Here is a 19,539-nt window from a genome sequence, read left to right on the forward strand (position 1 = left end):
ACGTACACACTGAATCATCAGGGTATTTTCAATGGCAGAATCGTGGTGGTAAAAACCACATCTAAAGCCGGAGTTGATGATTTTGCTGATCAGGATAATTTATATACGCTCAGTGTTAAAGGTATTGAAGATGGTGTTGAAGTGGAAGAAAACATGATCAATTCTTCAATCAGTCGTGTTTTGTCGGCCACATCAGAGTGGGCAGAAATTTTGAAAACAGCACATCAGCCAGAACTGAAAGTGGTGATTTCAAACACCACAGAAGTTGGAATTGTGAAAAGCGAAGATAAAATTACGGATAGCCCGCCGCAATCTTTTCCAGGAAAACTGCTGGCTTTCTTACATGAAAGATATAAAGCTTTCAATGGTTCTGAAGAAAGTGGAATGGTTATCGTGCCAACAGAATTGATTAGCGACAATGCCGATAAATTAAAGGAAATCGTTTTAGATTTAGCTGTTCAAAATAAATTGGGCTGGGATTTCGAAAACTGGTTGAGAACAGCCAATCATTTTTGCAAAACATTGGTGGATAGAATTGTTCCGGGACGACTTCCTGAGGCTTCACAAAAAGCACTTGAAGCTGAATTGGGTTATACTGATGGATTAATGATCATGGCTGAACCATTCAGACTTTGGGCCATCGAATCTGCGAGTGAGAAAGTGAAAGATGTATTATCATTCGCCTCGGCTGATAAGGGTGTTTTCATTGTTCCATCTATTGATAAATTCAAAGAACTTAAACTTCGCTTACTAAACGGTACGCACACCATTAGCTGCGGATTAGCAATCTTAGCTGGCTTTCATACAGTTAAAGAGGCAATGGCCGATAAGGAATTCTCCAATCATGTTTTAAAATTGATGAAAGAAGAAATCGTACCTGTTGTAGAAAGTGGCGATATCACGAAAGAAGAAGCCGAAGCGTTCGCAGAAAGCGTAATCGATCGTTTCAGTAATCCATCCTTGGCCCACCAATGGCATGCCATTACTTTGAACTATACGCAAAAATTGCAGATGCGTAATATGCCTTTGATCAGAAGATACTACGCCTTGAAAAATGAAGTTCCACAGTTAACCGCTTTAGGCGTGGCAGCATACATCGTTTTTATGAACGTTAAAAAAGAAGGCGATCAATACATTTCCCATATAAATGGAAAAGCTTTCCCGGCACAAGATGAATTTGCCGATGTACTTTACAATTATTGGCAAACCCCTGAAACAGTTGTAGATAGCACTCTGGGCGACAGACGCTTATGGGATAAGAACTTAAACAACTATCCAGGCTTCAACGCAGCGGTTAAATCGTATGTTGAATTATTACAAAATAAAGGTGCAAAAGAAACTTTGAGTACCTTGCATACAGAAGAAAGAGCAAATTAAAATGGTTACGAGAATTTTAAAAATCCATCCGAACGATAACGTGCTTGTTGCCTTGCAAAACCTGGCAAAGGGCGAAACGATTATTTACGATGGTCATGAATATACTTTACAAGACGACATTCAAGCCAAGCATAAGTTTTTTATGCAAGATATGAATGCTGGCGATCACATCATCATGTATGGCGTGTTGGTAGGTAAAGCACAACATTTTATCCTCAAAGGTGGATTAATGGACACTGAAAATACCAAACATGCATCAGATCCTTATGAGTTCCGTCCATACCATTACGAATGGCATGCGCCCGATGTATCGAAATTTGAGGGCAGAACTTTCAATGGCTACATCCGTAACGATGGTCGTGTAGGCACAGCAAATTACTGGCTTTTTATCCCGACCGTTTTTTGTGAAAACCGCAATTTGGATGTAATTCGTGAGGCTTTACACAATGAATTGGGTTATGCGGTGACGGATAAATACAAGTCTTACGCACATCAGCTAGTAGAAGCCTACAAAAACGGCGAAACTTTAGAAGAAGCTGATCCAAGTTCCATCGGAATGGCAAGCCCGGCGGCAAACCGTGTTTTCAAAAATGTGGATGGCATTAAATTTCTTAACCACCAGGGCGGATGCGGTGGAACACGTCAGGATGCTGCAGTGTTGAGTAAACTTTTGGCGGCTTATGCCGATCATCCAAATGTAGCAGGTGTTACCGTTTTGAGTTTGGGTTGCCAGAATTTACAGGTGAAAGATTTTGTTGATGACTTGAAACAGCGTTCTCCAAATTTTGATAAACCTTTATTTATTTTCGAGCAGCAACAATCGCAAAGCGAAGAACAATTGGTTAAAGAGGCCATTAGAAAAACATTTATCGGATTAACTGAAATCAATAAAATTGAGCGCCAGCCAGCACCAATAAGCAAATTGGTTTTAGGTGTAAAATGCGGTGGAAGCGATGGCTTTAGTGGCATCAGCGCAAACCCTGCGGTGGGTTATACCTCAGATTTATTGGTAGCATTGGGCGGAACTGTTCTTTTGGCAGAATTTCCAGAACTTTGTGGTGCTGAACAACAGTTAATCGACCGAACAAAAGATGAAACTGCGGCCCGTAAGTTCATTCAGTTAATGACGGCTTATAACCAGGCAGCAGAAAATGTAGGATCTGGGTTTTTCATGAATCCATCGCCAGGAAATATCAAAGATGGTTTAATTACTGATGCCATTAAAAGTACCGGAGCCGCTAAAAAAGGTGGGACTTCACCGGTGGAAGATGTTCTGGATTACACTGAACCTGCTACAAAACCAGGATTGAATCTGGTTTGTACTCCAGGAAATGATGTCGAAGCCACTACAGGTAAGGCGGCTTCAGGAGCAACTTTAATTTTGTTCACCACCGGTTTAGGTACCCCAACCGGAAACCCGGTTTGTCCGACGATTAAAGTATCAACGAACAATGCTTTAACCAAACGCATGAGCGATATCATCGACATCAACTGCGGACCCGTAATTGAAGGTGAGAAAACCATTGAGCAAATGGGCGAAGATATTTTGGAATATTGCATCAAAGCAGCGAGCGGAGAAGTGATTCCAAAAGCTGTTTTGCTTAATCAGGATGATTTTATCCCCTGGAAAAGAGGCGTAAGTCTTTAGCTGGGAGTTCAGAGTCAGGAGTCCGAAGTCTATAGTTCAAACCTCCTATTTGAAGTCCGTCATTGCGAGGAGGTACGACGAAGCAATCTTTATTACTGAATGAGATCGCTTCGTTCCTCGCAATGACGACAATACAATTAAAACAAAAAATTCGTGGGCTGTGTCTTCACAACCACATCAAAAAAATATGATATAAAAGATTGGCGGTTTGAAACATTTAAATCGCCCGTCTAATGTCTCAAACCTTAAAGAATGAAACCTTTTTTAGACGAAAATTTCCTTTTGCAAAACGAAACAGCTGAAAAGCTTTATCATGATTTTGCAAAATCGTTACCCATAATCGATTACCACAACCACCTAATTCCTGAGCAAATTGCAAACGATAAGCAATTTGAGAATATTACGCAGGTTTGGCTGGCGGGCGATCACTACAAATGGAGAGCCATGCGTGCCAACGGTGTGGATGAAAAATACATCACCGGCGATGCTTCTGATTTTGAGAAATTTGAGAAATGGGCAGAAACTGTGCCTTATACTTTGCGCAATCCATTATACCATTGGACACATTTAGAATTACAGAGATATTTCGGTATCACGGATATTTTATCTGGAAAAACTGCTCGCAAAATTTACGATGACTGTTCTGCAAAGTTGCAAACACCAGAATATTCGGTTCGTGGTTTATTAGCAAAAATGAATGTGGAAGCCGTTTGTACTACTGATGATCCATTGGATAGCTTAAACTTTCATCAACAGTTAGCTGCAGAAGGCGTGGCTTTAAAAATGTTGCCTGCTTTTCGTCCGGATAAGGCGATGAACAGCGACGATGTTGCTGGCTTGAATGAGTATATCGATAAATTAGAAAGCGTAGTAAACACTACTATTACCAATTTTCAGGATTATATTGATGCTTTGAAAAGCCGCCACGATTATTTCGCTGAAAATGGTTGCTCGGTTTCGGATCATGGCTTAGAGCAAATTTATGCTGAAGATTACACAGACGACGAGATTTCAACCATCTTCGATAAGATCCGCAGTAAAGAAAATATATCCTACGAGGAAAACCTAAAATTTAAATCAGCTATGCTGATTTATTTTGCAGAGTGGGATCACGAAAAAGGTTGGGTGCAGCAATATCACTTGGGCGCCTTGCGTAACAACAATGCCCGTATGTTGCGCCAGTTAGGCCCGGATACAGGATGGGATTCTATTGGCGATTTTAGCCAGGCGAGAATGCTTTCTAAATTCTTAAATCGTTTGGATAACCAGGATAAGTTGGCGAAAACTATTATCTATAACCTTAATCCGGCAGATAATGAATTAATTGCTACGATGATCGGTAACTTCAATGATGGTTCGGTTGCAGGTAAAGTTCAATTTGGTTCTGCCTGGTGGTTTCTTGATCAAAAAGATGGCATGATTAAGCAACTGAATGCCTTATCAAACATGGGGCTTTTGAGCCGCCTGGTTGGTATGCTTACAGATTCACGTAGTTTCCTTTCATTCCCTCGCCACGAGTATTTCAGAAGGATTGTTTGTAATCTATTTGGAGAAGATGTTGAGAATGGGGAATTGCCAGATGATATCGAATGGGTGGGCAAGATAGTGCAGGATATTTCGTATTTTAACGCAAAAAATTACTTTACTTTTTAACCAAAATAGGGCTTTTTAAAGGAAATTGTTAGAATCCAATCGTTTCAATCGATTTCCTAAAATTTTCATTCAGTTAATGGAAATTAGATAATTAAGCCATGCAAACAAAATGAGTGACCAAATATCATCCTTAGCAAAACAAGGAGAAAAAGTTTTAAGTTTTGGAGAAATCCTGTTGCGCATTTGCCCGGATATGGATGGGCAATGGCTTAAGGAAAGTAAACTTCCGTTTTATGTAGGTGGAGCGGAGTTAAATGTGGCCACAGCTTTAGCACTTTGGAATGTTCCATCGGCTTATCTTTCAGCAATGCCCGATAATTCGGTAACCAGAGAGATTGAAGATTACTTAAAAGTCCGTAACATCGATACATCGCCAATGGTTTTTCATGGCGATCGCTTGGGTTTATATTATCTTCCGAAAGGAAAGGATTTAAAAAATGCAGGGGTAATTTACGATCGGGCAAATTCTTCCTACGCCGACTTAAAGGTGGGCCAAATTAACTGGGATGAAGTTTTCAATGGTGTAACCTGGTTTCATTTTAGTGCCATTTGCCCAGCCATCAATCAATCAATAGCTGATGTTTGCCTGGAAGCTTTAAAAGCGGCTAGCGAACGAAATATTACCATATCACTTGATTTAAATTACCGTGCTAAACTTTGGAAATATGGTAAAGATCCAATTGATATTTTACCAGAACTCGCCAAATATTGCACATTGATTATGGGAAACGTGTGGGCGGCTAATAAAATGTTGGGTACGGCACTTCATGAAGATTTGCTACCAACAGAAGGTTATGCAAAGGAAACGTTACTGCAACAGGCAACAGATACGGCTAAAGAAATATTAAGTTTGTTTCCAGCATGTAAGGCTGTAGCCAACACTTTCCGTTTTGATCACGGGAAAGGCATCAGGTATTACACCGCCATTTATACTGAAGATCAGCTCACCGTATCTGAAGAATATGTTTCAGAAGAAATTTTAGATAAAGTTGGCAGTGGCGATTGTTTCATGGCAGGTTTAATTTATGGTTTTTATAATCATTTACCTGTTGAGGAAACATTGAACTTCGCAACCGCAGCTGCATATGATAAGTTATACATTCCAAGCGACGCGACAACCAGCACCGTAGCAGACATAGAAAAAAGAATTATACGCCATGATAAGTAACCAGCACAAGATTTTAGATGCCATTTTAGAGCAAGGAATGCTTCCACTTTTCTATCAGGATAGTGAGGCAGGAAGTATTGAAATATTACGCACTTTATACAATTCCGGCGTTCGCGTTTTTGAATATACCAACCGTGGAAAATCGGCTTTGCCAAACTTTAAAAAATTAAAGGAAATCCGCGATGCCGAAATGCCTGACCTTTATTTGGGAATTGGAACGATTAAAACAGCAGCTGATGCGAATGCATTTATCGAGGCCGGAACCGATTTCATCGTAGCACCAATCGTTAATCCTGAAGTTGCAGAAATTGCAAATAAAATTGGAATGCTCTGGATTCCGGGTTGTATGACACCCACAGAAATTAGCATTGCACAAGAGCACAAAGCCATGTTAATTAAAATTTTCCCGGCGAATATATTAGGTCCGGAGTTCATTTCATCCATTAAAGATCTTTTTGCCGGTCAATTATTTATGCCAACAGGAGGTGTCGAAATTAATCTGGATAACCTGAAAACCTGGTTTAAAGCCGGCGTTTGTGCAGTTGGTATGGGCAGTAAACTCATTAGCAAAGATGTAATGACAAAAGGCCTTTACGAGGAATTAGCCGAAAACACCAAACTAGCGCTTGATTTAATAAAGCAGAGTAAATAACCTAACATACCTAACCAAAATGAACCAACCCAAAGTAGGCAATTACAGATGGACAATATGTTTACTCCTGTTTCTTGCTACCACCATAAATTACTTAGATCGACAGGTACTTTCGTTAACATGGACAGATTTTATTAAACCAGAATTTCACTGGGATAATAACGACTATGGAAATATTACCGCCTTATTTTCTATATTCTACGCCGTATCTATGCTTTTTGCGGGGCGTTTGGTAGATAAATTAGATACCAAAAAAGGTTTTTTATGGGCAATTGGGGTATGGTCAGTGGGTGCTTGTTTACATGCCTATTGTGGCATTGCAACCGCTGGAATTATTACCGGCGACTGGTTTGTAGGTTTTGAAGGGGCCAAAGAAGTTATTGGACGAATAAACGATACCGGAATGGTAGTTTCGGTAAGTGTTACGCTATTCATATTTGCAAGATTTGTATTAGCAGTTGGAGAGGCTGGAAATTTTCCTGCAGCCATTAAAGCTACTGCCGAATATTTTCCTAAAAAAGACCGGGCATTTGCGACCAGTATTTTCAATGCGGGTGCAACGGTTGGTGCATTAGCCGCCCCAATTACAATTCCATTTATAGCGAAAGCTTATGGATGGGAAATGGCTTTCATAATTATCGGTGCTTTAGGTTTTGTTTGGATGGGCCTTTGGGTTTTTGTGTATAACAAACCTGAGTTGCATAAAAGAGTTAGTCCTGAAGAATTGGCTTACATTCAGCAAGATGTAATCAACGACAGAAAGTTAGCTGATTATGTGGAAGAAACCAAAGAAAAAGTATCTTTTATAGATTGCTTTAAATACAAACAAACCTGGGCTTTTGCTTTTGGTAAGTTTATGACAGATGGTGTTTGGTGGTTCTTTTTATTCTGGACGCCAGCGTACCTAAAATCTGTTTATGGAATGGATTCTACTCAAAGCGCATTGCCATTATTTGTGCTTTACATGATTACCTTACTTTCAATCATCGGCGGTTGGTTGCCAACCTATTTTGTTGATAAAAAAGGAATGAACCCTTATGAGGGAAGAATGAGAGCCATGTTAATTTTTGCCTTTTTCCCGCTTCTAGCTTTAGCAGCGCAGCCACTTGGTCACATTACTTATTGGATTCCTGTAATCATCATCGGTATTGCCGGTGCAGCACACCAGGCATGGTCGGCCAATATTTTTTCTACCGTAGGTGATATGTTTCCTAAAAAAGCAATTGCTACCATCACCGGTATTGGTGGTATGGCCGGTGGTATTGGTTCATTCATCATCAATAAAGGCTCAGGTTTGCTGTTCGATTACACCGGCAAAAATGAAATTGTCTTTATGGGTTTCAAGGGTGAAGAAGCCGGTTATTTCATCATCTTTTCGATTTGTGCCGTGTGTTATCTTATCGGCTGGACGGTGATGAAAACACTGGTACCAAAATATAAAGTAATAGAACTAGCATAAAATAAACTGAAGATCCGGGCTTAACTGGCTATGGGTCTCCAGCTTTGAAATAAATCTATAGTTAAACTATGGATTAACACAATTATAAACCTAATAACCAACCAAATTGAGCACAACTTTAAATCTCGAAAGTATTTTCGTTGAAGAAAGCCAAATTCCGGAGGAATTTCGGCTCAAAGAAGAAATCAATCAAAAAGAGTTTCTCTCCAATGGAGAAATGAAAACGTGGACCGGGCCTTTCAATGAGGTCTTTTCTCCAGTTTGCGTGAAAACGCCTGAAGGCTATAAACGTAAACGGATTGGTAGTTTTCCGGTATGTACCGAAAAAGAATCAACTGAGGCATTAGATGCTGCTGTAGCGGCTTACGACAATGGTCGTGGACAATGGCCAACCATGAGTGTTGCAGATCGCATCACCTGTGTTGAAAATTTTACGCATAAGATGCTGGAACAAAAAGAAATTGTTGCCAAGCTAATTATGTGGGAAATCGGTAAGTCTTATGCCGATTCTATTAAAGAGTTCGATCGTACGGTAGAATACATCTATGCCACGATTGATGCTTTGAAAGATATTGACAGACAATCTTCACGTTTTGAAATTGAGCAGGGAATTGTAGCACAGGTTCGTCGTTCACCACTAGGGGTAGTACTTTGTATGGGTCCGTTTAATTATCCTTTAAATGAAACTTTTACAACGTTGATTCCTGCTCTGATTATGGGCAACACGCTTTTATTCAAACCACCGAAACATGGTACATTATTACATTACCCGTTATTGGAGGCTTTCCGTTCGAGCTTTCCAAAAGGTGTTGTAAATACGATTTACGGTCGTGGAAATACGATTGTTCCCGGCCTGATGAAATCTGGAAAAATTAATGTATTGACATTAATTGGCTCAAGCAAAGTAGCAAACGAGTTAAAAAAATTGCATCCAAAAGTAAACCGCTTAAGGGCAATTTTAGGTTTAGATGCTAAAAATGCGGCGATCATCACCAAAGATGCTGATTTGGATTTGGCTGTTTCAGAAACCGTTTTAGGCTCGCTTTCTTTTAATGGTCAGCGTTGTACCGCTCTTAAAATTGTTTATGTACACCGCAGTTTGGCGCAAGAGTTTTTGAAACGCTTATCTGCTGAAGTAGAAAAGCTGAAATTCGGTATGCCATGGGAAAAAGGTGTAAACTTAACGCCGCTACCAGAATTGAACAAACCTGAATATTTGAAAGATTGTATCGACGATGCCATTTCACATGGCGCAAAAGTAGTGAACAAAAATGGTGGGCAAACTTTCGAAACTTTCGTTTATCCGGCTATTGTTTACCCTGTAAACAGCAACATGAAATTATATCGTGAAGAGCAGTTTGGTCCGATTGTTCCGGTGGTTCCTTTTGATGATTTGGAAGAACCTATTGAATACTTGATTGGCTCACCTCATGGACAACAAGTGAGTATTTTTAGCAGCAACGCCAATGTTATTTCATCTTTAATTGACCCTTTGGTGAATCAGGTAAGTCGTGTGAACATCAATTGCCAGTGTCAACGCGGTCCGGACGTATTTCCTTTTACTGGCCGTAAAGATAGTGCGGAAGGAACACTTTCTGTTGTGGATGCTTTACGCTCATTCTCCATCCGTTCATTAGTGGCCACTAAATTTACAGATGACAATAAAAAGTTACTGAATGAAATCGTGAATGGAAATGATTCGAATTTCTTAAGTACAAAATATATTTTCTAGAAAAAGTATCAATAAATAATGCCGCAGATTTGCAGATTAAACCTGCGAATTTGCGGCTTTTTCTATAAATTGTGTTCGTCGAAACTCGGCTCAAGCTGCTCATCGAACTCGTACGCAAAGACGGCAACCTTTATTTCAAATGTTTCGCTAAACCTAATTTACTTTCTCTCATCCCCTGCACTGCAAGGCCGGCAATTTCTCTGGCGCCATCCGGGCTTAAATGCGTATCATCTTTCTTCCCTTTAGGATAATTTACGTGACCGGAATCAACATGAAGGAATAATTTAACGGAACCTTGATCGCCTAAGCGATTGAGCAGACTTTCAGTTTTCAACAGCATATCAATTAACGGGACTTTTAAAGAATCAGCAACTTTGCGTGTTACTGCCGGATAACCGCCATGAGAATCAACTAATATCCCGTTTTTGAAACTTCTTCTCGAGATAGGCGTAAGCAAAACTGGTATGGCCTTCTTACTTCGGGTTTCGTTTACATAGTTAACAAGGTTGATTTTAAAATCGTCCAGCGTAACACCCACAGTTGGTTTATCAACCTTTTCGTCGTTGTGGCCAAACTCTATAAAAACATAATCACCAGCTTTTAGCTGATCAAGTATGGGCTGCCAACGATTTTCATTCCGGAAAGATTTTGTACTTCTGCCATTTAAAGCCCGGTTATCTACTTTTACATCATCCTTAAAAAAAGCTTGAAGCGCCATTCCCCAACCTGTTTCCGGGTAGGCTTTTTCAGATTTATTGGCCGCAGTTGAATCTCCTATGATGTAAAGTGTAGTCTGTTTTCGCGATAGAGTAAATGCGCTAAACATCACTGCACCAAACAATAAAACGAGGCAAAGTTTAAATTTCATATTAGTTGTTTTTTAATGGAGTCCATTGATCGGTGCCTCCAAGTATATTTTTCAGTGTATAGGTTTTCGCTTCTTTTTCCGATAACTGTTTCGTCCACGATAGCCGGTTTTTTGGAGAAGCACCAGGCCCGGAGCTCTTAAATTCAGCGTAAAAAGTAGTTTGTTCTTTGTCAGGAAACATTTTGTCGCCTTTCCATGGATTCCATCCTTCGGGAACAATATGCTTTCCTAAGTCGCAGTTTATAAAAACGGTTTTGGCATAAGGCCGCCAGGGTCGGCCGAGATAGGCCTTTTTTACAGCGCTGTCTGCAACAATTTTACAGCTTAAAAAAACAAAGCCATATGGCTGATTTTTCGAGGTCGAAGCCGCCGTGAGGTAAGAATCACTCAGGTTTTTAACGGTGCAGTTTTGGAATACTGCTGTAGCCTTCCCGAAGATAAAATCCGTTGTCCCTTCAATAAAACAATCCTGGTAAAACTGTCGGCTGTTTGCCGTGGCAGCATAAAGTGTATCCTGATTTCCGAGGATGTTGCAATGCTTTGCTACAAAACGATCGCCCTCTACATGTAACGCCACTGCCTGCCCAACCCGTCCTGCTGAGTTTACAATGCTTAAATTTTCGAGCGTAACATCATTGCCCTGAATTAATACCGTATATGAAGTGTAGGTAGACATTTTTGCCAGGCCAAACGCATCTAATCCGTTAGCAACAACCTTTCCCGAATAATCATTATTGGTAATGATGGTTTGATCTTTACTCTCCCCAATCAGTTTTATTTTTGTCTTCCAGGAAGGGATAATAATCTTCTCCCGATAAATTCCATTTTTGATATTAATGGTAACTTCTTTCTCACCTAAATCTCTGATCGAGTTTATGGCCTCCTGAATGGTTTTGTAATTTCTATTTCCTTGCTGTGATACCGTAATTTCTGAAGGGTATTTGGGATCCTGAGCGTTAACCTTACTAAATAATAATAGCAATAAAGTCAAAGCTGCATATTTAACTGAGTGGGATAGCATCATGTTATAAATGTAAAACCTACAACTTATATTTCAATAAAAAAGGGCAGATAAAATCTGCCCTGTAGAATATATAACGGGACTAATTTCTCCAACGGGGATCGCCGACTCCATTTGTTCTCAAATCTGACTGGCTAATGGTAAAATTACCCGCAGCTACATTTGTAAAACCAGGATTCAAAGTTGTGAAAGTACCTGTATCATACTTCGCACCAGCTGTTGCACTTCCGGAAATATATGTTGCCGAATTAAAATAGTTATTGCCTGTAAAGTTTGCCGGTACAATGATCGTTGAGGCTTGGTTAGTCAAGATTCCACCAGAATTGGCTACAATATTTTTCGAAAAATAAATTTCATGCTTAGCTAAACGCACATAAAATAGTCTGTTGGCCGCACCATTGGTTATACCGTTTAGTGTATTGGTGGCTACCGTAATGACTGATGTGAATGCCGGGAAGTTGGTAGAGCCTGTCGGATCCATCCGGAAAAAATCTCTAGCTATAACAGAGTTGTAAACCGTGTTATTGGAGAAGTTTAGCGTTTTCGCTAATCCTGCCCTGAAATCAATAAAATCGCCACCGTTACATTCAATATTGCTGATCAGGTTGCCTTTGATGGAAACCGATTCAATTAATGCTTTTACATTGACGTATATAAAACCTTTGGTGTAGTTTCTGATGTTACAATTTTCTATGGCCAGATTTCCGTAAGCAGCATCCAGGGCATCGTCATAAATAATTGTTTGGTTACCGTTCAAAGCGCCTGTACCATCAATATCTAAATCTTTTAATGATAAGCCGGCATTCGATTTCATTCTGAAAACCATCCCTTTTACAATGGGCTTATCTGTTGGCCTCGCACCTTTAATCGAAATAGATTTGGAAACCAACACATCAGCATTTACAGTGTAAGTACCCGGGAAAAGTGCAAAAACATCACCAGCGTTTGCATTAGCTATTAATGTTATCAGATTATCTGCTGGGGTGACCGCAATGGCACCTCCCAGATCAAGTAAGGTTGTAAAGGTAATGGATCCCCTAACTTTTGTCCCATTCAGTAATTTAGCCGTGTAGGAAGTTTCTCCTGTTAAACCTGTAATTACCGCCTCACCTGCTGCTACTTCGGCAGCGGTAACGTTGCGTGTAATATTACCAGGCATTAGCGTAATGGTAGTTGCCGCTTGCCCGGCGGGCCAGTTAAGCACCGCTGAAGTTGCTGTTAATTTTGCCATATTTACCGCCTGAAAAATTTGTTCGGCATCAGTTTTTGCCGTTGCGGTAACATATTTTGAGTCTGTAACACCTTCCCCTATTGCTTTAACCCGAATCGCATATTGCGTATCTCCCGCAAGGCCAGTAACGGTATAAGGAACCTGTAAGAAGGTAATGTCACTAACGGTTTTTACTGGAGTACCTGAAAAATCAGGCGTTTCAAAAACCTCGATCGTATAGGTCTTGGCATTGTTTACCGCTTTCCATGTTAATCGGATTCCTGTTTTATCGACAACAGTAGCGGTAAAGCCTGTTGGCGAGAACGCCCTGTCAACCTGCAGCTTTGTAATTTCTTCAGTAATGTTATCCTTACAGCCAGAAAAACCGACTACAGTTAGCAGACAGAAAAATAGGGTATATAGATTATTTCTATTCATAGCGCAATTCATTATAGATTCAGGTTTTTATTATTTAACAGTCCATTTGATGAGTCGAGGAACACCTGCCAAATCGGCCAAACTTGTTGTGCATTCGGATCTTTAACCGCTAAAGCATCCCAATAGGTTGAGGCATCACCTGAAGCAGCCAGCGACCAGGTTTTGTTTGAAGTATAACCTAATGCCGCTCCCTGTGCATCGGTATCGCCATAATTCAAGCCATAAATTTCAACGGTTTCTCCATTGGCAGCCGTTTTGTAATAAATTTTTAAAGGTAATGCAGCATACTTGCCTTGCCTGTTTTCCAATTGCTGTAACTTTATTTTAGCCTCCGCAATTTTAGTATTTAATAAATTCCAGCGGATCAAATCACCCTTTCTTAACATTTCACCAGTAAATTCCAGGGCTCTTTCATTTACAATAGCATTAAAAAAAGCCTGCTTAGATGCCGTTGCAGCAGCCATGAATGTGGTTACCTTGGCGGCATTGCCCGGGAAAGCACGATCGCGGATCATTTTCAAATAAGGTGCCGCTGCCGCTGGACCATCCAATTCATTAATGGCTTCAGCAGCCATTAAAACTACATCAGCATAACGCATATACATCCAGTTCAAACCATCATCATTTGTAGAGGTTACCCTTCTTTTCATCCACTCATAACGGTATTTACCGAAATATAAACGTCCTAAACTCGAAGGTACCTGATAGCCGCCAGTATCGCCGGTCCCACCATCCCATTCATACGGAACAACGGTAACATCTCTCCTCACATCGCCAGTTTCGTACTCGTAAAGCATAATCGGGTTTGGTCCGTTGGTACCACCTTTATTTTGCCCGGTATATTTATCGGTTTTTAAATGTTTAACACCTAAATCAAAAATTACCCGACCTCTTCCCTCGCTAAAAGGAATTTCCCAGATAGACTCCAGGCCTGCAGCACCTGCTTCTTCATTTAATTTTCTGAACACTTCCTCGAAACCCAGCAAGCGCAGTTTGCCACTGTTAATGATATCGACACATTCTTTTTTGGCAATGGCGTACATTTTATCTTTTGATAATTCCGCATCCGAGCTTAGGCGAACTGTTCCATCTAAGCGCTGAGCATAACCACCAGCGGCCAATGCCAAACGAGCTCTTAATCCTTTTGCGAAAGCCTTACTTACCCGCTCTACTTTGGCTGTTGTGGCGTTATCATTCGGCCACGGCAGGTAGCCTGCAGCCTCATCCAAATCCTTTAAAAGCTGTTTGTAAATTATATCTCTGTCGTTTCTGGCTAAATAAGTTGTTGCCGTTGTAATCGGCTCGAAACGGGCAGGTACATCGCCCCAACCTTTAATTAAGTCGTTGTACAAAACAGCACGAAGGGTTAAAATTTCACCTAAAATTTGTGCCATTTGCGGACTGCTTTCGATTTTGCCGTAGGTTCTAATCCCTCTGATGGCCAGATTTGCCCGCTCAATGCCTTCATAAAATTTTGCCCATGCATTATTATCGGTATTCATTTGCCCGTTGTTCACATTGGCATTGTAATTTGATAACCTCGATTTATCATCTGATGTGGCTTTTAATGCATTGTTTACTTCAGTATCATTGTTTATCCCATAAAAAACAAGGAAACGACCACGATAAGAATTGGTTTCGCCAAAAGACTGAATAATTCCGGCAACGGCCCCTTCTGCCAAACCAGGAGTGGCAAAAATAACCGATTCATCTAACGACGATTTTGTTGGCGCATCCAATGCTTTTTTGCAGCTGTTTAAAGTTGTAATCCCTGCAACCATGAACAGGATGTATATAATCTTTTTCATCTTCTTAATAATTAGAAATTAACATTCAATCCAAATACGAACGATTTGCTTTTCGGATAGGCAGAGTAATCTACGCCCGGTGTTAAATTAGTTCTGCGTCTGGTAGAAACCTCCGGATCAAATCCTGTATAATTGGTTAATAACCATAAATTGTAGGCGGAAGCATAAACCCTTAGTTTTTTCATTTTCAGCTTTTCCGAGATTTTTAAAGGTAGGGTGTAACCTAATGTTAAGGTTGATAAGCGTAAAAACGAGCCATCTTCAACTGCCCAATCGCTAAGCACAAAGGTTTTCATATATGGCGACCATAATGTGGTATTTGCATTCATCGCGGTCAACTCTGCCGGATCGTTGCTAATCGTTCCATCTGGACGAAGGTTATTCCAGCGGCTGCCGCTTGCCATGGTAGAAATCATATTTCGCGAACTGTATTTGCTGGTTGAGGTATATTCGATTTTATTGGCATTGTAGATATCGTTTCCATAACTCCAGTTGAAATAGGCTCCAATATCAAAACCATAGATGCGGGAGTTAACCGAAAAACCACCGGTATTTAACGGATTTGCATTTCCGATTACTGTACGATCTGATAAATCAATTTTACCATCACCCGAAAGATCTTCTATTTTCATCGATCCCGGACGAAGTGCGCCGATAAATGAAGTGGCATCAACAACGCCTGGTTTTAATGTCCAGGTGCCTGTTGTGGCATTATATCCTGAAAAATCAGAAACTTCATATCTTCCTGCATTGCGGTAACCATAAATTCTGCCTACTGAAGCGCCTTCTTCTACTAAATAATCTACACCAATTTCAGTAGATGCCCAGCCAGACTGGCCGTTGATATTTTTGATTGAACCAAGGGATACAACTTTATTCCTGTTAAAGTTAATGTTGGCGCTGAAACTTAAATCGAAATTGGTTTTTCTAATGGCATTCCAGTTTAGGGAGAATTCCAGTCCTTTGTTTTGGGTTTCTCCAATGTTGCGGTATTGGAAATCATAGCCCGTTCCCGCCACAGGGAATTGTAGCAATAAATCTTTAGTTCTGTTCAGGTAAGCATCAACAGTACCCGTTACTTTTGAGTTGAATAACGAAAAATCTAATCCAACATTTTTAGTTACTGTGGTTTCCCATTTCAAATCGGGGTTAGCCATTGTTTTTGAAGCTGCCCAATAGTTGTTAAAACCATTAACCCAGGTGGTAACCGAGTTTTGGAAAGTTTGGTTCATTTGTCCCGGAGGAATATTGTTGTTCCCTGCTGTACCATAACTTGCCCGCAATTTTAAATCAGTTAACCATGATTTTGTTCCTTTCATGAAGTCTTCCTGAGAAATTCTCCAGGCACCGGAAACAGACGGAAAGTAACCCCACTGATTTTCAGGAGAAAATTTCGATGAGCCATCTGCCCTGAAGGTAGCGCTCAACAAATATTTCCCCATAAAGTCGTAATTCGCTCTTCCAAAAAATGAAAGTAGTTTGTCATCGGGAGAAAAGTTGTTATCAATAGCGTTGGCTTTTCCTTGCGTAGTTAAAACCCTGGCATCCTGAAAGCCAAATGATTTAGGAAAACCATGAACCACATTGGTTAAAATTCCCAGTTCTGTTTTGATAAATTCCTGCCCTAATAGCACATTTAAATTATGATCTTTACCTAAAACCTTACTGAAATTGTAATTAAGGGTGTTTGTATTTCTGATGCTGTTTCTATTTGTATTGGTTAAAATCAAAGCAGGAAGATTTTGATTTTCAGCAGAAGGGACATTTCTAACATAATAGGTTGTTGTGCCATAAAAACGATCCATGTCATTTCTAAAGCCATCATAGCCAACTTCTGACCGCAATCTTAAATTCTCAATAATATCGTAACTGATTGCGCCATTGATATTGTATGTTTTGCGGTGAACATATTGATCATTATCTGAAATGGAGATCAATGGGTTGTAAAGGTTAAACTCATCATCAGTTTCTGTTGTAGTGGTTAAACCCGGCACCGGAAAAGATGGATATAACATCGCATTTTTTAAGCGTGAATCGGCTGAAGAAACTTCATTCTGTTCGTTAGCACCACCACCTTTAGTCTTGGTATCTGCATACCTCAAACCAAAATCGAGCGTAAGTCCTTTATACAATTTATGGTTGAGCTTAAAATTGATATTTTGTCTTTCAAACTCTGAAAGCTGCATTATTGCTTTATCTTTCACGAAGCTATGGCTCAGGCTGTATTTAGTTTTATCGCCACCGCCGCTGATGTTTAAATTTTGGTTAAAAGTAGTTCCTGTACGACCGAAAATAATCTCCTGCCAATCGTTCGCAGGCACATTTCCATACAAATCAATGTCTTGAAAATTGCCAAAATACTGCGTGTAATCATTTGGGGTTTTATCTAAAAGTGCCCGTTCATATTGCCAGGTTACGTAATCCAAAGGAGATAATACATCAAGCTTATTTGCCAGTTGCTTAATACCGGTGAATACATTATAGCTTACTGATGTTTTGCCATCTTTGCTGTTTTTGGTAGTGACTAAAATCACACCGTTTGCACCTCTTGAACCATAAATAGCAGTAGAAGAAGCGTCTTTTAATACATCGATAGTTTCAATATCCTGCGGAGCAATATCGGCTATAGATGCCACAGGGAAGCCATCAACGATATATAATGGTGAGTTATCGCCAGTGATGGAACCGCCTCCACGAACGCGAACCACTAAATCTGCATCTGGAGATCCTTCAGTAGAGGCAATGTTGATACCAGCCACACGACCTTGAATGGCTTCCAATGCTGATGATACTGGCGCTGCTGCTATCACATCGGCGCCAACTAATGATACCGCACCGGTTAAATCCTTTTTACGCACTACACCATAACCAATATTTACGGTAACCTCTTGCAAGGTATTGGCATCCTCCTCTAGCGAAACATCGAGTTTGGTTTGCCCCGTAAGGGTGATGGTTCTGGTTTTGTAGCCAATATAAGTGAAGGTAACCACGCCACCATTTTGAGGGACAGTAATTTTGAACATACCTTTTGCATCTGTGCTGGCACCTGTTTTGGAATCCTTAACGGTAACACTTACACCAACGAGTGGTTGTCCATCAGCCTTATCTTTTACCGTTCCTGTCAACTGCCTGGTTTGTGCCAGCGTTACGGAAAATCCAAAAAAAAGATAGAAATGAAAAAACGAGTAAAACTCTGCTCATAAATTATGGGATTAAATAAAATATTTGGTTTTTAAAAAATTGCGCAATCGCTCGCACATAGAATTTAATTCTATTTCAACAGATTATTATGGGTTTATATTTGGTTAGATTGGTATAACAATTTTACAAACTTAAAATCGATTGTAGCCGATTTTAGGTAAAAAACTGTGCAAACGTTCCCAAAAACGTTGTTTTAACGCTTATTAATAGGCCATTTGAAACAGGCTTAAAAGATATTTTTTTGTAACTTGTACGCATTACCAGGAAATGAGATTTGAAACTTCTACCATAAAAGACATAGCCAAAGCACTCGGACTATCTACTTCCACTGTTTCAAGAGCTTTGAGGGATCGTTATGAAATTAGCGAAGAAACTAAAAAGCTTGTTTTAGCTTATGCGGAGAAGGTAAATTACCGGGCAAATCCAATTGCTCGCAGTTTAAAGGAAAGAAGAAGTTATTCTATCGGGATCATTGTAAGTGAAATTGCAAACAACTTTTTTTCGCAGGTAATTAATGGCATTGAATCAATTGCCTATGATCGCGGTTATCACGTCATTATATCTCAAACACACGAATCGTACAAGCAGGAAAAACTCAACGTAGAGCATTTGGCATCTCGTTCCATTGATGGTCTTCTGATTGCACTTTCATCTGAAACACAGGATATTAATTATCTACGCGAATTGTATGCGAAAGGTTTGCCAATTGTTTTCTTTGATCGGGTACCGGAAGATTTTGCAACCCATAAAGTAATTGCCAATAACTTCAAAGGTGCTTTTGATGCCACAGAACATCTGATCCTTTCGGGGAAAAGAACGGTAGCGCACCTCACCAATTCGGAAAATCTTTCCATCACGAGAGAGCGATTAAAAGGTTATAAAGCTGCGCTGGCAAAATATCATATCGAATTCAAACCTGAACTTGTTAAATACTGCCAGCATTGTGGCATGCACAGTGAGGAGCTGGAACAGGCTGTAAAGGAACTTTTGCCCTATAAGCCTGATGGCATCTTCATTTCAAGTGACAGGCTAACCACCGGTTGCATCATGGCCTTGAAAAAAACAAACCCAGAAATTGCACACAAAATCGCGATTGCAGGATTTACCAATTCCAATCTGGTAGAACTTTTTTCTCCATCGCTAACATCTGTTAAGCAACCGGCATTCGAAATGGGACAGGTAGCTACCGAACTATTAATTTCGATGATTGAAGCCAAAAGACCCGTTACAGAATTTGAAACCAAAATATTAGATACTGAATTGGTAAGAATGCAGAAAATCCTTGGAAACAGATTTCTGTAAAT

General features: G+C 40.1%; 13 protein-coding genes. 8 read left to right on the forward strand and 5 right to left on the reverse strand.

All coding sequences use genetic code 11. The features are described 5' to 3' along the window. The 7 genes from ON09_RS06895 to ON09_RS06925 all read left to right on the forward strand — a co-directional run. Positions 1-1,377, forward strand: a 1,377-nt coding sequence (locus ON09_RS06895) for a tagaturonate reductase (protein ID WP_010600327.1), incomplete at its 5' end; no start/stop codon positions are given. Between the two features lies 1 nt (position 1,378). After that, positions 1,379-3,025, forward strand: a complete 1,647-nt coding sequence (locus ON09_RS06900; protein ID WP_010600328.1) for a UxaA family hydrolase — start codon at positions 1,379-1,381, stop codon at positions 3,023-3,025. A gap of 252 nt (positions 3,026-3,277) precedes the next feature. Then, complete coding sequence (gene uxaC / locus ON09_RS06905; RefSeq protein WP_010600329.1) at positions 3,278-4,678, forward strand: glucuronate isomerase; 1,401 nt, start codon at positions 3,278-3,280, stop codon at positions 4,676-4,678. A 109-nt stretch (positions 4,679-4,787) separates the two neighbouring features. Further along, the gene (locus ON09_RS06910; protein WP_010600330.1) at positions 4,788-5,846 is read left to right on the forward strand and encodes a sugar kinase; all 1,059 of its coding nucleotides are present in this window, start codon (positions 4,788-4,790) and stop codon (positions 5,844-5,846) included. Next, positions 5,836-6,498 (forward strand): bifunctional 4-hydroxy-2-oxoglutarate aldolase/2-dehydro-3-deoxy-phosphogluconate aldolase, encoded by a 663-nt coding sequence (locus ON09_RS06915; protein WP_010600331.1) that lies wholly within the window; start codon positions 5,836-5,838, stop codon positions 6,496-6,498. The genes ON09_RS06910 and ON09_RS06915 overlap by 11 nt, the downstream gene beginning before the upstream one ends. 19 nt (positions 6,499-6,517) lie before the next feature. Next, on the forward strand, positions 6,518-7,957 hold the full coding sequence (locus tag ON09_RS06920) for an MFS transporter (RefSeq protein WP_010600332.1): 1,440 nt from the start codon (positions 6,518-6,520) through the stop codon (positions 7,955-7,957). A 106-nt stretch (positions 7,958-8,063) separates the two neighbouring features. Further along, the gene (locus ON09_RS06925; protein ID WP_010600333.1) at positions 8,064-9,689 is read left to right on the forward strand and encodes an NADP-dependent glyceraldehyde-3-phosphate dehydrogenase; all 1,626 of its coding nucleotides are present in this window, start codon (positions 8,064-8,066) and stop codon (positions 9,687-9,689) included. A gap of 130 nt (positions 9,690-9,819) precedes the next feature. Here the strand turns inward: ON09_RS06925 and ON09_RS06930 are convergent, their stop codons facing one another. The 5 genes from ON09_RS06930 to ON09_RS06950 all read right to left on the reverse strand — a co-directional run bounded on the left by ON09_RS06930 (position 9,820) and on the right by ON09_RS06950 (position 18,159). Continuing rightward, on the reverse strand, positions 9,820-10,557 hold the full coding sequence (locus tag ON09_RS06930; protein ID WP_010600334.1) for a rhamnogalacturonan acetylesterase: 738 nt from the start codon (positions 10,555-10,557) through the stop codon (positions 9,820-9,822). A 1-nt stretch (position 10,558) separates the two neighbouring features. After that, positions 10,559-11,581, reverse strand: a complete 1,023-nt coding sequence (locus tag ON09_RS06935) for a pectinesterase family protein (RefSeq protein WP_238533616.1) — start codon at positions 11,579-11,581, stop codon at positions 10,559-10,561. A 79-nt stretch (positions 11,582-11,660) separates the two neighbouring features. Continuing rightward, on the reverse strand, positions 11,661-13,226 hold the full coding sequence (locus ON09_RS06940; RefSeq protein WP_157258867.1) for a fibronectin type III domain-containing protein: 1,566 nt from the start codon (positions 13,224-13,226) through the stop codon (positions 11,661-11,663). Positions 13,227-13,237: 11 nt separating this feature from the next. Continuing rightward, positions 13,238-15,034 carry a RagB/SusD family nutrient uptake outer membrane protein gene (locus ON09_RS06945; protein WP_029204167.1) on the reverse strand — a complete coding sequence of 599 codons (1,797 nt, stop codon included), beginning with the start codon at positions 15,032-15,034 and terminating at the stop codon, positions 13,238-13,240. Between the two features lie 11 nt (positions 15,035-15,045). Then, a complete protein-coding gene (locus tag ON09_RS06950) occupies positions 15,046-18,159 on the reverse strand; it encodes a SusC/RagA family TonB-linked outer membrane protein (protein ID WP_010600338.1) in 3,114 nt (1,037 codons plus the stop codon). Positions 18,160-18,502: 343 nt separating this feature from the next. Between ON09_RS06950 and ON09_RS06955 the strand changes: the two genes are divergently transcribed. Then, positions 18,503-19,537, forward strand: coding sequence for a LacI family DNA-binding transcriptional regulator (locus tag ON09_RS06955; RefSeq protein WP_010600339.1), 1,035 nt, complete (start codon positions 18,503-18,505; stop codon positions 19,535-19,537). Positions 19,538-19,539 lie beyond the last annotated feature (2 nt).

Origin of the sequence: Pedobacter agri PB92, from assembly GCF_000258495.1 — a bacterium.
Classification (GTDB): domain Bacteria; phylum Bacteroidota; class Bacteroidia; order Sphingobacteriales; family Sphingobacteriaceae; genus Pedobacter; species Pedobacter agri.